At 40.9% G+C, this 12926-nt stretch carries 14 protein-coding genes; 9 read left to right on the top strand and 5 right to left on the bottom strand.

What is annotated here, in order from left to right; translation table 11 throughout:
* Positions 1 to 2: 2 nt before the first annotated feature.
* Together AC1W6K_RS01855 and AC1W6K_RS01850 are read left to right on the top strand one after the other, a co-directional pair.
* On the top strand, positions 3 to 482 hold the full coding sequence (locus tag AC1W6K_RS01855) for a hypothetical protein (protein WP_481946230.1): 480 nt from the start codon (positions 3 to 5) through the stop codon (positions 480 to 482).
* Position 483: 1 nt separating this feature from the next.
* Positions 484 to 969, top strand: a complete 486-nt coding sequence (locus AC1W6K_RS01850) for a GAF domain-containing protein (protein WP_481946229.1) — start codon at positions 484 to 486, stop codon at positions 967 to 969.
* Here AC1W6K_RS01850 and AC1W6K_RS01845 read toward each other — a convergent pair.
* Positions 950 to 1609 carry a phosphatidylserine decarboxylase family protein gene (locus AC1W6K_RS01845; RefSeq protein WP_481946228.1) on the bottom strand — a complete coding sequence of 220 codons (660 nt, stop codon included), beginning with the start codon at positions 1607 to 1609 and terminating at the stop codon, positions 950 to 952. The genes AC1W6K_RS01850 and AC1W6K_RS01845 overlap by 20 nt on opposite strands.
* 244 nt (positions 1610 to 1853) lie before the next feature.
* Here AC1W6K_RS01845 and AC1W6K_RS01840 point away from each other — a divergent pair, with 244 nt between their 5' ends.
* A complete protein-coding gene (locus tag AC1W6K_RS01840; RefSeq protein WP_481946227.1) occupies positions 1854 to 3170 on the top strand; it encodes a hypothetical protein in 1317 nt (438 codons plus the stop codon).
* Here the strand turns inward: AC1W6K_RS01840 and AC1W6K_RS01835 are convergent.
* Together AC1W6K_RS01835 and AC1W6K_RS01830 are read right to left on the bottom strand one after the other, a co-directional pair.
* The gene (locus tag AC1W6K_RS01835; protein WP_481946226.1) at positions 3165 to 5342 is read right to left on the bottom strand and encodes a S9 family peptidase; all 2178 of its coding nucleotides are present in this window, start codon (positions 5340 to 5342) and stop codon (positions 3165 to 3167) included. The two genes, AC1W6K_RS01840 and AC1W6K_RS01835, sit on opposite strands and share 6 nt — an antisense overlap.
* Positions 5343 to 5355: 13 nt before the next feature.
* Positions 5356 to 5910, bottom strand: coding sequence for a hypothetical protein (locus AC1W6K_RS01830; protein ID WP_481720881.1), 555 nt, complete (start codon positions 5908 to 5910; stop codon positions 5356 to 5358).
* Positions 5911 to 6027: 117 nt separating this feature from the next.
* Here AC1W6K_RS01830 and AC1W6K_RS01825 point away from each other — a divergent pair, with 117 nt between their 5' ends.
* The gene (locus AC1W6K_RS01825; RefSeq protein WP_481946225.1) at positions 6028 to 7044 is read left to right on the top strand and encodes a long-chain-fatty-acid--protein ligase; all 1017 of its coding nucleotides are present in this window, start codon (positions 6028 to 6030) and stop codon (positions 7042 to 7044) included.
* Here AC1W6K_RS01825 and AC1W6K_RS01820 read toward each other — a convergent pair.
* Together AC1W6K_RS01820 and AC1W6K_RS01815 are read right to left on the bottom strand one after the other, a co-directional pair.
* The gene (locus AC1W6K_RS01820; protein ID WP_481720877.1) at positions 7005 to 7421 is read right to left on the bottom strand and encodes a molybdenum cofactor biosynthesis protein MoaE; all 417 of its coding nucleotides are present in this window, start codon (positions 7419 to 7421) and stop codon (positions 7005 to 7007) included. The two genes, AC1W6K_RS01825 and AC1W6K_RS01820, sit on opposite strands and share 40 nt — an antisense overlap.
* Positions 7421 to 7909: a dihydrofolate reductase gene (locus AC1W6K_RS01815; protein WP_481946224.1), complete on the bottom strand. Its 489-nt coding sequence runs from the start codon at positions 7907 to 7909 to the stop codon at positions 7421 to 7423. The genes AC1W6K_RS01820 and AC1W6K_RS01815 overlap by 1 nt, the downstream gene beginning before the upstream one ends.
* A gap of 177 nt (positions 7910 to 8086) precedes the next feature.
* On the opposite strand from AC1W6K_RS01815, the gene carB reads away from it, so the two are divergent.
* The 5 genes from carB (at position 8087) to AC1W6K_RS01790 (ending at position 12925) form a co-directional block, all read left to right on the top strand.
* The gene (gene carB, locus AC1W6K_RS01810; RefSeq protein ID WP_481946223.1) at positions 8087 to 10918 is read left to right on the top strand and encodes a carbamoyl-phosphate synthase large subunit; all 2832 of its coding nucleotides are present in this window, start codon (positions 8087 to 8089) and stop codon (positions 10916 to 10918) included.
* Between the two features lie 7 nt (positions 10919 to 10925).
* Positions 10926 to 11174, top strand: coding sequence for a hypothetical protein (locus tag AC1W6K_RS01805; protein WP_395784222.1), 249 nt, complete (start codon positions 10926 to 10928; stop codon positions 11172 to 11174).
* 6 nt (positions 11175 to 11180) lie between these two features.
* Positions 11181 to 11477 (top strand): hypothetical protein, encoded by a 297-nt coding sequence (locus AC1W6K_RS01800; RefSeq protein WP_481946222.1) that lies wholly within the window; start codon positions 11181 to 11183, stop codon positions 11475 to 11477.
* A 77-nt stretch (positions 11478 to 11554) separates the two neighbouring features.
* The gene (locus tag AC1W6K_RS01795; RefSeq protein WP_481946221.1) at positions 11555 to 11815 is read left to right on the top strand and encodes a hypothetical protein; all 261 of its coding nucleotides are present in this window, start codon (positions 11555 to 11557) and stop codon (positions 11813 to 11815) included.
* Between the two features lie 6 nt (positions 11816 to 11821).
* On the top strand, positions 11822 to 12925 hold the full coding sequence (locus AC1W6K_RS01790; RefSeq protein ID WP_481946220.1) for an efflux RND transporter periplasmic adaptor subunit: 1104 nt from the start codon (positions 11822 to 11824) through the stop codon (positions 12923 to 12925).
* Position 12926 lies beyond the last annotated feature (1 nt).

Raw genomic sequence — 12926 nt, 5'->3', positions numbered from 1 at the left:
TTATGTATATACCCTTTGAACAAATGCCGGACCATGCACGTGTATGGATCTATCAAGCAAATCGTCCCTTTACACCCAGCGAAGCTCAGCAAATCAGCCAAACATTGGAAAATGGAACGCAAAGTTGGGAAGCACACGGCGCTCCGTTGCAAGCATCCTTTGAAATTCGGTTTAATCAAGTTGTTGTAGTCGCTGTCAATGAGTCGGTGAATCAAGCTTCCGGCTGCTCGATCGATGCTTCGACGCGCTGGTTTAAAGAGCTGGCGGCCAACCTAACTATTGATTTTTTCAACCGGGATTTAGCGGTTATTCGGGGAGAAATCTTAGAACTAATCCCTATCAGTCAGATAAAATCTCACGTTGAGGCGGGAAATATCAGCCCAACAGACATTATATTAAGACCTTTAACAGAGCAAATAACCGCTTATCGAAGTGCGTGGCTTTGCCCTGCAAACGAATCATACATCAGTAGACATTTTTAACATGGCGGAAGATTTACATATTCCCACAGGTAGTCGGACAGAGAAATATGCCGTTTTATTCCCCCAAATTGCCAGTTTAGTTCAAAGTGAGTCCGATCAGACCGCTAATTTGGCTAATATCGTCGCCGCACTAAAGGAAGTTTTTGGTTTCTTTTGGGTCGGTTTTTATCTCGTAAAAAACGGCGAACTTGTCCTTGGTCCCTTTCAAGGTCCTGTTGCCTGTACGCGAATCCCATTTCATAAAGGTGTTTGCGGCCACGCATACACAACGGCAGAAACTATCATCGTTCCTGACGTAGATGCCTTTCCAGGGCATATCGCCTGTGCATCCGCATCCAAATCAGAGATCGTTTTGCCCGTCAAAAATCAGGCAGGCGAGGTTATCATGGTATTGGACGTTGACTCAGATAAGTTGAATGACTTTTCAGAGGTGGACCAAAAAGGCCTCGAGAAAATAGTGGGATTGATTAGCGAAGTTTGGCGATAACCGTTTCACTGCCAACTGGCTTATCGCCAATGTTAACACAGATTTCTGCGTCTAAAGGGAGGTAAATATCGATCCGACTACCAAACTTAATAAACCCAAATTCTTGTCCTTGCGTTACAGCGTCACCTTCTTTGACGTACCAACAGATACGCTTGGCTAGCGCTCCTGCGATTTGACGGAATAAAATTTCAGTGCCATTTTCGTGTTTGACTACGCAAGTGGTACGTTCGTTTTCCGTACTTGATTTTGGATGCCAAGCCACTAAATATTTACCTGGATGGTATTTGAAATACGAAACAATACCTGAAATAGGATTAAAATTAACATGTACGTTAATAGGTGACATGAAAATTGAAACTTGCTTGCGTTTTCCCTTGAAATATTCAGGTTCCTCTACTTCTTCTATCACGACAACTTTCCCATCTGCTGGGGCAATAATGTGATTTGGGTTGATTTCTGTATGACGCGCAGGCACACGAAAAAACTGAAGAATGATTAAATAAAATAGCGATGTAATAACCACGATTGACTCGCGCAGGTACACATTTTCAGGGAAGAAATAAGCAACCAGCCCATTAATTACTAAGACAATAAGCAATGAACTAATTAATAGTGATTTTCCTTCGCGGTGTAACTTCATAAATCTATCGGAATTTTACAAGTTCCAAAAATAGCCATTTTTGTTCAAAAATTTGGTATAATTTTTTGACCAATCGCTAAGATTTTTTTAAATTTTAGTTTAAAAAAGTGCATTTTTGAAATCTAAACTTTAAAATTTGAATCGTATTCGGCTTTATGTGTTTTTATTTGTTTGCTTCTGTAGCCTGTCTGCTAGGGGTCAATTTTTAAAATGGCGCGAACAAAACTCATCGCAATTTTTTCGTTTGGACTATGCGACACAACAATTTTCTCGGTGCAATGATGGGGTTAATTGGCAGTTTGTAGCCAAAGCAAAATATGTTGATGTTATTCCAGGAGATTTCTTATCCACCGATCGTGGCGTGACAGAATCCCAAGTTCCCAATTCGAAAAACCAGGTTTATTTAACGATACATTGCACAGGTCAAGTATATATTGTAGATAAATCTACTTGGGAAATTAAACGGATCGACCGAACATTTTTTCGTGGTTCAAACTGTAAGTCCTATCAATTTCTGCGAAATGGGAAGCTATATACGTTTGGGGGCTACGGTTTTTGGCAGTCGACCAATGTGATTGCCGAATTTAGTTTTAAAGGAAGAGAATGGTTAAGCGTTCAAGCAAATGGCGATATTCCCAAAGCAATTACCTTCAGTCCTTCTGGATATTCTGCGAAAAAAGATCGCTTCATCACGTTCGCTAACATTAAGACCAATGATACGGAGTTAAATACAAAATTTATTTACGATTGGAATATTTATGAATATAATTTCGATAAAAAAGAATTTGTCACGGTAGGTACTGTCAAAATGCCCACGTTTAAGGATTATTTTGCTAAAGACATTTCTAAAAATTATCACTTTAATGGGCGTTATTTTGTAATGGTTGATTTAGTCCAACAAACGAATAATTTCGATTCGGTCCTCATCATTGATACACAGGATAGTTATAAAGCTTACCGATGGCGTAATCCGGAGCGCATTCACATCAGTGATGGCCATTCCGATGAGAGTCTAGAGAAACTTACGCACTTGGTTGGCGATACGTTAGTTTTTACCAATGCCCCTACTGCCTATCCATACCGCGTTGCAGGTTATTCTAAAATAGCGGTATCCCAATTGTTGGCAGAGAGTGATTACCTAGGAGTTATCACGCAAGATACATGGGCGAGTGAATTCTCTAAAGTAGGATTAATTTTTGCCGGGTTTTTGATTTTTATCATTACGTTGTCCACCATTTCAGCGCTTCGTAAACGTCGCAAAAAACACCAATTAGCGGTCTTACTAGGAGATAATGAAAGACAATTCATGGATTTTATGCTCTTAAATTACCGACAAGGCTATGTAACCGGACACCAGATTATCGCGTTTTTTGGTAAACATAAAAGCTCTCCGGAATCACAACGGCAATTTCGAGCCACCCTTTTCAATAATTTCACCAAAGCTTTGAGCCTCATCTATCCAGGAAAGGAAGTACTCGATGTTCAAACAGACGAAAAGGATCAGCGCATGTTAAATTACCGGTTGAATGCTGAGATGTACAATCGTCTGAGCCGACTATAAATTCTTCTCTAAAAAGTTAGTCATCATTTGATACAAATGTAAGCGGGTATTTCCACCATAAATCCCATGATTTCGGTTTGGATAATAGAAGCTTTGAAATTGCTTGTTTGCATGTATCAACGCATCTTCAAGTGCAACCGAATTTTGAAAATGGACATTGTCATCTCCAGTGCCATGGACAAGTAATAAATTCCCTTTCAACTTATCTACGTGATTCACCGGTGAATTATCATCATACCCACGCGGATTTTCCTGCGGTGTACGCTGGTACCGCTCCGTATAAATCGAATCATAAAAACGCCAATTTGTTACAGGTGCCACCGAAATGGCCGCCTTGAATACCGAGGAACCCTGCATCAGGCAGTTGGCCGACATGAATCCGCCATAACTCCAACCCCAAATACCTATCCGCGAAGCATCTACATAAGGCAATCCCCCCAAATACTTAGCCGCAAAAATTTGATCCTCTACTTCAATTTTACCCAAGTTCTGATAGGTGATTTTTTTAAAAGCAACGCCGCGTGCGCCCGTCCCGCGATTATCAACGCAATAAATTAAATACCCTTTTTTCAAAAGCATTTGATACCAATAGAAATCGGCACCCGGAAACGTATCCAATACCTGCTGACTCCCCGGTCCTCCATACACATGCATTAAAACGGGATATTTTTTATTCGGATCAAAGTTCGAAGGCTTAATCACATACCCGTTCAGATGATCACCGTTTGCCAACGGGATTTCAAAAAATTCCCGGGGCGAAATTCCATATTCAGTAATTTGGCTGGCCAAGGTAGCATTGTCTTCTAGCACACGCATTAACCCAGATTTGGTATTATGCAGCGTGATTTTTGATGGACTTTTAGCCGAACTTTGTGTCAATATATAATAAGAAAAGTCTGGACTAAAGGTAGCTGTATTCGTACCCGAAGTGCCTGCAATTAATTTTTTCCCAGATCCATTAAGCTGAATTTGATATACATCACGCCCAATAGGCGTCCGCTCTGTTGAATTAAAATAAAGCGTTTTTGTCTTTTCGTCAAACCCATAAAAATCATCTACCTCCCAATTACCTTGTGTAATGGCCTGCTGTTTTCCCGACGCAATTTCTTGCAAGTAAATATGTTTAAAACCACTTTTTTCGGAAGTAAAAATGAAATTTTTCTGATCACTCAAGTACGTAATGTCATTTCCAATGGATTCTATCTCGATCGAAGTATCTGATTTTTCTTCATAAATAATGGTCTCTTTCGCCTGACTAAGTTGATGGTGAATTAATTCCATGTGATTTTGCAAGCGATTTAAGCGAATGAATGCCAAAACATCGGAGCTTTTTGTCCACTTCATGCGTGGAATGTATTGGTCTTTAATGGGCCCAACAGCCACTTTTTGGGTAACATTATTTTCAATGTTTGCGATAGATAAACTAACAATCGAATTTGCTTCGCCCGCTTTTGGATATTTGTAACGGTAATCTTTCGGATACAAATCGCCCCACATTTGCATGTTATACACGGGGACCTGCGTTTCATCAAAGGTGTAAAAAGCAATCTTTTTACTATCAGGCGACCACGCAAATGCTTTCGAGAAAGAAAATTCCTCTTCATATACCCAATCGCAAACGCCATGGATAAGTGCATTTATTTTACCTGTTGTCGTTACGGCCTTTTCAGTTCCTGTAGCTAAGTCCACACAATACAGATTATTTTCACGAACGAAACCAACCTTTTTCCCGTCTGGCGAAAAGCTTGCATGCATTTGCTTTCCTCCATTAACCAATAATTTTAAGCTTTGTGAAGCACGATCAAACACATAATTTATTTCCGTTGAACTTCTCCGATAAATTGGTTCTGAGGCAGTTCCAATAAGAATCTTTTTCTCATCTGCCGATAAACTGAATTTTTGCACACGAATAGCCTCCCCAGTTGCCGTTTTGACCACTTTTTCATCGAAGAGTACCTCTGATTTCGTAGGATCTTGGATATTAGTTTTTAAGATTTTACCTCCTTTTAATTCCAAATAGGACTGGCCATCCTCGGCCCAATTTAGGTTCTGAATGCTTTTTTGTTGGAACGTTCCATTTTTCCAAATGTCCGCGAGTGTGATTTCTTTTTGGGCTTGAAGTGTTAGGCTACATAGGAATAGTAACCCAATGAGGTAGGCGTTAATTTTCATGTGTTTGATGAAGTTAATTTTGAAAAATCACAATGGGGTCTGTTTCTACCGTATTACTTACGTTTTTGGCGTTATCGCGAATGAATATTTGAAACTTTAGGGTATCGTTATTCGGGGTAAATCGAGGAGAATAGCCTTTGTAAAAAGCATAGACGAATTGGGTGGAATAGGAAATACTTCCTTCAATAGCGCCCGTTTTTCGATCAGGATTGAAATTGAAATTCATGAGTCCACCCAATGGCGGCGTAAAGGTTATTAGGTCGAACTTGCCATTTTTCTTATGCATTACAGCTACCTCAAAATTTCTAAAATCTTTATATTTGGCTGGACTGGCAACTACTTCTGCTTGGGTAACGCCGAGGTCCCCATCGCCATCTTGAAAACGAATGAACATGATCACTGAATCCAATTTCGTTTTTCCTCCAAAACCATCATTAGTAACCTTCGTGATTTTTTCGATCTTCTCAAATTTAATGACGGGAGTTGACGACCATTCAGGCTCTCGTAAACAAGAGCTAAAGATCACAAAGCTAAAGAACCAGTATAAAATGCGGGCCATCTGAAACATAGTTCGTAAAGTTAATGATTTGGTTTAATTTTGTTTACATATTCAAAAAAAGCAATGCCTACCGAGTCATACGTTTGGGAATCACGGCGTTCAGAACTGAAAAAAAAAGTTCTGAATATGCAAAATTCGGATTTCGAAGCGATTGCCTTAGATATGTTTCAATTCACCTGGACGCACAACCCTTTGTACCGCCAGTACATCGAATTGCTTCAAATTGACACAATGGCGGTGAATACACTCGCTAAAATCCCTTTTCTACCCATTGAATTATTCAAAAATCACCGCGTGCAGACTGGGAATGCGCCCGTTTTATTTGACTTTGAAAGCTCCGGTACGACAGGACAAATTTCATCGAAACATCCAGTTTGCGACCCTGGTTTTTACCAGCTGCAGTCCAAACGCATTTTTGAACAACAATATGGTCCACTAATAGACTACCATATATTTGCTTTATTGCCCTCCTACTTAGAACGGAGTACCTCTTCCTTGGTTTTTATGATGGATTATTTCATCAAAGAATCAGGCTCACCAATTGCCGGATTTTTTCTGAATCAATACGAGGAATTAGTTAGCCAAATTAAGACCGCGTTACTAACGGAGCGGAAAATTTGGGTGATGGGCGTGACTTTTGGCTTATTGGACTGGATTGATTCGGGTCAAGATTTTGCTTTTTGGCAAGATGCGGTTGCACAAGGGCGGATCGTACTTATGGAAACGGGAGGGATGAAAGGCCGAAGGGAAGAGTGGATTCGCGATCGTGTCCATGAATTTTTGAAATCAGCTACAGGGTTATCAAATATCGCGTCCGAGTACGGCATGACGGAATTATTTTCGCAGGCATATGCGGCATCCGATGGAATTTTTACGCCTGGCGTTTCGATGCGCGTGCAATTACGTGAGGTGACCGATCCGTTTGCGAAAGTTACACAAGCTGGTCGGGTAGGGGGAATTCAAATTATTGATTTGGCCAACATAGATTCCTGTCCATTTATTGAAACCCGCGATTTAGGTTCGTTGGAGGAAGATGGTATTCGCTTTAAAGTTTTAGGCCGATTTGATAATTCGGAAATTCGCGGCTGCAACTTGATGGTCGATCAAGGATGGGGCACAAGCCAAGCAGAGCCGTCGGTGTAAAATTCATTCTTCCAAATAGGAACTTCTTTTTTCAAGGTATCAATCAGCCATTCGCACGCCCTAAAAGCCTCTGCGCGGTGGATGGAGCAAACGCCGATGATCACCGCGATGTCGCCAATTTCCAATTTACCCGTTCGGTGCGAGACCGTAATTTTGCGAATGGGCCACTTTTCAGCAGCCTCCGTGGCGATGCGTTCCATTTGTTTTTTGGCCATGCCATTGTACGCTTCCATGGTCAAATTTTTAACATCCTTATTTTGATTTTTAGTGCGAATGGTTCCTACAAATAAGCAAATACCACCTGCTTCCGAATCCTGTAAATACTGGTAGCTAGCGTCGATGGAAAGAGGCGATTCGCTGAGTAAGATTTGATGCATTATTTGCGCGTGTAGGTAACGTAACTAAATTGATAAGTATTCTTATCGTCGGTGATTCCCCGCTCTTGTTCTGTAAGGTCCCACATTTCTGAGGAAATTTCAGGGAAAAAAGCATCGCCTTCAAAAATATCGTGCAATTGCGTAACTAAAACTTGATCTACCAAAGGCAAACTTAAGGTATAAATTTCAGCACCTCCTACAATAAATATGTCTTCCCGCGTGAGTGATTTTGCTTTTAAAATCGCTTCTTCTACGGAATGAGCTAGGATTACGCCTTCGATTTGCATGTTGGTTTGCCGACTGATCACAATGGTCGTGCGATTGGGTAATGGTTTCCCGATGGATTCAAAGGTTTTGCGACCCATGATGATGACATGACCGGTGGTCAATGCCTTGAAACGTTTTAGGTCAGCTGGCAAATGCCAAATCAACGCATTATTCTTACCAATTACCCGATTTTCATCAAAGGCTACTAAAATTTTTAGCACGATTTTAGGTTTTAATTGTCAAAAATAAGGGATTTTTTGTTGGAACGAAGGCTCTTAATTTTATTTTCAAAAACACTTCCCTTTTCGGGGGTAAAGCCCTAATTTTGTACAATTTTTGAGCCTAGTCCTTATGTGGTCAAAAACAACCTTTCATTACCCTTAAAATTAATACACCCTGTGCCTAAAGATTCGTCGATTAAATCTGTCCTCATTATTGGTTCTGGTCCTATTGTGATTGGTCAAGCCTGTGAATTTGATTATGCTGGTTCTCAAGCCGCACGCTCCTTACGGGAAGAAGGCATTGAAGTAATCTTGATTAACTCAAATCCTGCTACTATCATGACGGATCCGATGAATGCGGATCATGTGTATTTAAAGCCTTTAGAGAAAGCCTCGATCATTCACATCTTAGAAAATCATAAAATCGATGCGGTTTTGCCTACGATGGGAGGCCAAACGGCATTGAACTTAGCCATTGATTGTGATGCAGCTGGGATTTGGGAAAAATATGGTGTGCGTATAATTGGGGTGGATATTGCGGCGATTGAAACAACAGAAGATCGCGAGAAATTCCGGTTGAAGATGATCGAAATTGGGGTGGGGGTTTGTAAGGGTCGTACGGCTCGTTCATTTCTGGAAGGAAAAGAAATTGCACAGGAAACTGGTTTTCCTTTAGTTATTCGTCCTTCGTTTACCTTAGGTGGAACAGGGGGTGGTTTTGTCCATGAGGCTAAGGATTTTGATGCGGCCCTGAATAAAGGTTTGCATGCTTCGCCAACCCACGAGGTGTTGGTAGAGCAATCCATCATGGGTTGGAAGGAATATGAATTAGAGCTTTTACGAGATAATTTAGGAAACGTAATTATTATTTGTTCGATTGAAAACTTCGATCCGATGGGTATTCATACGGGAGATTCAATCACGGTAGCTCCTGCGATGACGTTGCCGGATACGATTTACCAGCGGATGCGTGACATGGCTATTAAGATGATGAATGCCATTGGTCAATTCTCGGGTGGATGTAATGTACAGTTTTCTTTGAACCCAGAAACAGATGAGATTATCGCGATTGAGGTTAATCCACGCGTTTCGCGGTCGTCGGCATTAGCTTCGAAAGCAACGGGTTACCCGATTGCGAAGATTGCTGCCAAAATGGCGATTGGATATAATTTAGATGAGTTAACTAATGCGATTACGGGAACAACGTCAGCTTATTTTGAGCCCGCTTTGGACTATGTAATTGTGAAAGTACCTCGCTGGAATTTCGATAAATTCAAAGGTGCAGATCGCACGCTAGGTTTGCAAATGAAGTCGGTGGGTGAAACCATGGGCATAGGTCGCAACTTCCAAGAGGCGCTACAAAAGGCGTGTCAATCCTTAGAGATCAAGCGTAATGGAATGGGAGCGGATGGCAAGGAATTGCGTGACCAAGATGCGATCATGCACTCATTGGCAAATCCATCTTGGAACCGATTGTTCCATATTTACGATGCGTTTAAGTTGGGGATTTCGTTTAAGACGATCCAACAAGCCACCAAAATCGACAAATGGTTTTTGAATCAGATTGAAGATTTAGTTCGCCTAGAGCGCGAGGTAGAAAAATATACCCTTTCAAATATTCCCAAAGAATTATTGGAAGAAGCGAAACACAAAGGTTTTGCAGATCGCCAAATTGCCCATACACTTCGTTGTTTGGAGTCTGAAGTGTATGATAAACGGAATGCGATGGGAATCAAGCGTATTTACAAATGTGTAGATACCTGTGCAGCCGAGTTTGAGGCGAAGACTCCGTATTACTATTCGACTTTCGGTCAAGTAGGAACCGATGTATTGGACAATGAGTCCCAAGTATCAAAAAAGAAGAAAGTCGTGGTATTAGGTTCTGGACCTAACCGCATCGGACAAGGAATTGAATTTGATTACTCCTGCGTCCATGGGGTACTTGCTGCCAAAGAGGCTGGTTATGAGACGATTATGATTAATTCGAATCCAGAGACGGTGTCCACCGACTTTGACATTGCGGATAAATTATACTTTGAGCCCGTTTTCTGGGAGCACGTGTATGACATTATTCAACATGAAAAACCTGAGGGAGTTATCGTACAATTGGGAGGTCAAACGGCCTTGAAATTAGCAGAGAAACTTTCCAAATATGGCATAAAGATTTTAGGTACTTCGTATGAAGCCTTGGATTTAGCGGAGGATCGCGGAGCATTCTCAAGTTTATTGAAAGACTTGGGGATTCCATATCCAAAATTTGGGGTATGTGAGGATGCGGATAATGCGGTGGCTTTAGGTCGCCAATTGGGTTATCCTTTATTAGTTCGTCCTTCGTATGTTTTGGGTGGGCAGTCGATGAAGATTGTCATCAACGAGCAAGAATTGGAACAACATGTAGTGGATATTTTACGGGATATTCCGGGGAATAAAATCTTGTTGGATCACTTTTTGGAGAATGCGATTGAGGCGGAAGCGGATGCGATTTGTGATGGGGAAGATGTGTACATCATTGGTATGATGGAGCATATTGAGCCAGCGGGTATTCACTCGGGAGACTCGCATTCGGTCTTGCCTCCATTTGATTTATCTGAACATGTGATGAAGCAGATTGAAGATCACACGCGCAAAATTGCGGTCGCGTTGAAGACGAAAGGCTTGTTGAATATTCAGTTTGCAGTGAAAGATGAGGTGGTATACATCATCGAAGCGAATCCACGCGCCTCGCGTACGGTGCCATTTATATGTAAGGCTTATCAAGAGCCTTATGTGAATTATGCTACGAAGGTAATGTTGGGTGATAAAAAAGTGAAAGATTTCAACTTTAAGCCAGTGAAGAAAGGCTTTGCAATCAAAATTCCTGTATTTTCGTTCAGTAAATTTCCAAATGTAAATATGGAACTAGGACCTGAGATGAAATCGACGGGTGAGGCAATTTACTTCATCGATGATTTAAAGGATGATTTCTTCCGTAAAGTGTATGGGGAACGAAATTTATATTTAAGCCGTTAATTGAATTATGTTAAAGGTACTCGGACTGATTTTTTTGGTGTATTATATTATTTGGCCATTGTTGAAACTCGTTTTCAAGGGCTATGTGATTACTCAGGTACATCGTAGGCAGTCGGAGTTTGATATACGTAATCAACAGAAAGCGGCCCAACGAAAAGAAGGGGTGATCGATGTGGATTATGTTCCACCGAAAAATAAGGCTAAATCGGATCAAGTAGGTGGCGATTATGTGCCTTATGAAGAAGTTAACGAATAAAAGCGCATGCGAGTAATTGTTATTTATTTCTTATTTGTGTTTTGCCTACTAATGAAAGATGGATTTTCATTAGCTATTGATGATTTTCGTGAAAAGGGGGAAACGGCTATTTCCCAAGAGTTAGCTTTAGAAGATTCGGTAGAAGAAGGGGCTCCGGAAGACTGCATGAATCATGCCGTATTAATTAATGCAGTACCACAATTGCAAATACCTAACCCGCAAAAGACTTCATTCCCTGAGCGGAATGAGTCTGAATTGAACGTGCTCCTTGAGCAAATTATTCCCCCTCCCCGCATGGCGTAATTGCACATGCTTTTTTGAAACAAAATCATAAAATCTTCTTGTCATCTGTGCATCGCGCACAGATAAATTAAATTGATATGAAAACTTTCGCAATTGCGTCATTGTTTATCTGTTCGGTTTTTGTATGCTTTAGCCAAGGCAAAAACTACAAAAATCAGATAAACCGGACTTTAAGTGAAAAAATAAATTTACAAAATCCCGTTGAAGAAAAAGAAATTAAGCCTTCAACACAAACACCTAAATACCAGCCTAAATCATCCAATGTGGAATGGGTAGATACGGTGAAAAAGAAAAATCAACCGCCTTCCTACAAGCAACATGGAGGAAGGCCTAACTAAGTAGCAATGAAAAAATACCTATTCGGATTACTACTTCTAAGTGCATGTACAGCTAAAAAAGAAGAGGCTGTCGACATACAAACACTGGAAGTTTCATCCCCTATTTCCATCGATACAACGATTCAGCAGGAGTTTGTAGCCGATATTAATGCCGTTCAAAATGTTGAGATTCGTGCGCGGGTTAAAGGCTACCTAGATCGAATTTTAGTTGACGAAGGAAAACAAGTTAAAAAAGGTCAGATCATGTTCACGATAAATAGTCAAGAATATGTAACTGATTTAGCGCAAGCAAAAGCGGCACTTGGTCAAGCTTCCGCCGAGTTAAAAGCGGAGGAATTGACTTTAGTCAATACCCGTTTGCTCGTGGATAAAAATATTATTTCGAAAAACCAATTGGCTATATCGCTTGCGAAGGTAGATGGCTTAGCGGCGAAGCGCGAAGAGGCGCGTGCCCATGTCCGTGCCGCTGAATTAAAAGTAGAAAATTCGAACATTCGCGCGCCATTTGATGGCGTCGTGGATCGTTTGCCCTTTAAAAGTGGAAGTTTGGTGGATGAGGGAACCTTGTTGACGACCTTGTCCGATAATCAAAATGTATTCGCCTATTTCAATGTGTCCGAACAGGAGTATTTGGCATTTAGTGATCAAGGTGGCGTGAATAAATCGGCATCCGTCGCCTTGGTTTTGGCCAATGGAGATACGTATCCGCAAACGGGTTTAGTCGAGACTATTGATGGGCAATTTGATAAGAATACGGGAAATATTGCTTTTCGTGCGCGCTTTGCAAACCCAACTAGGTTACTTCGTCATGGTGCTTCAGGTAAAGTTCAGCTACCTAAAAAAGTAGCTGGTTTTTGGGCCATACCCCAAAAATCAGTTTTTGAGATTCAAGAGAAAAGTTATGTATTTGTAAAAGACGCTACTGGTATTGTCAAGATGAAGAGTATTATTCCAGACTTGCGCATTCCACATTTTTATCTAGTTAAATCCGGATTTTCAGCGAAAGATACCGTGCTAATTGAGGGAATTCAGCTTGTGAAACAAGGCCAAAAAATCAAGTCGACCTTCAAGCCGATGCGTCAATTATTAAACGAATATAAAGCACTTTAAG

It is taken from the genome of Aquirufa sp. (genome assembly GCF_964796385.1).
This window is presented reverse-complemented; position numbering and strand designations above follow the sequence as displayed.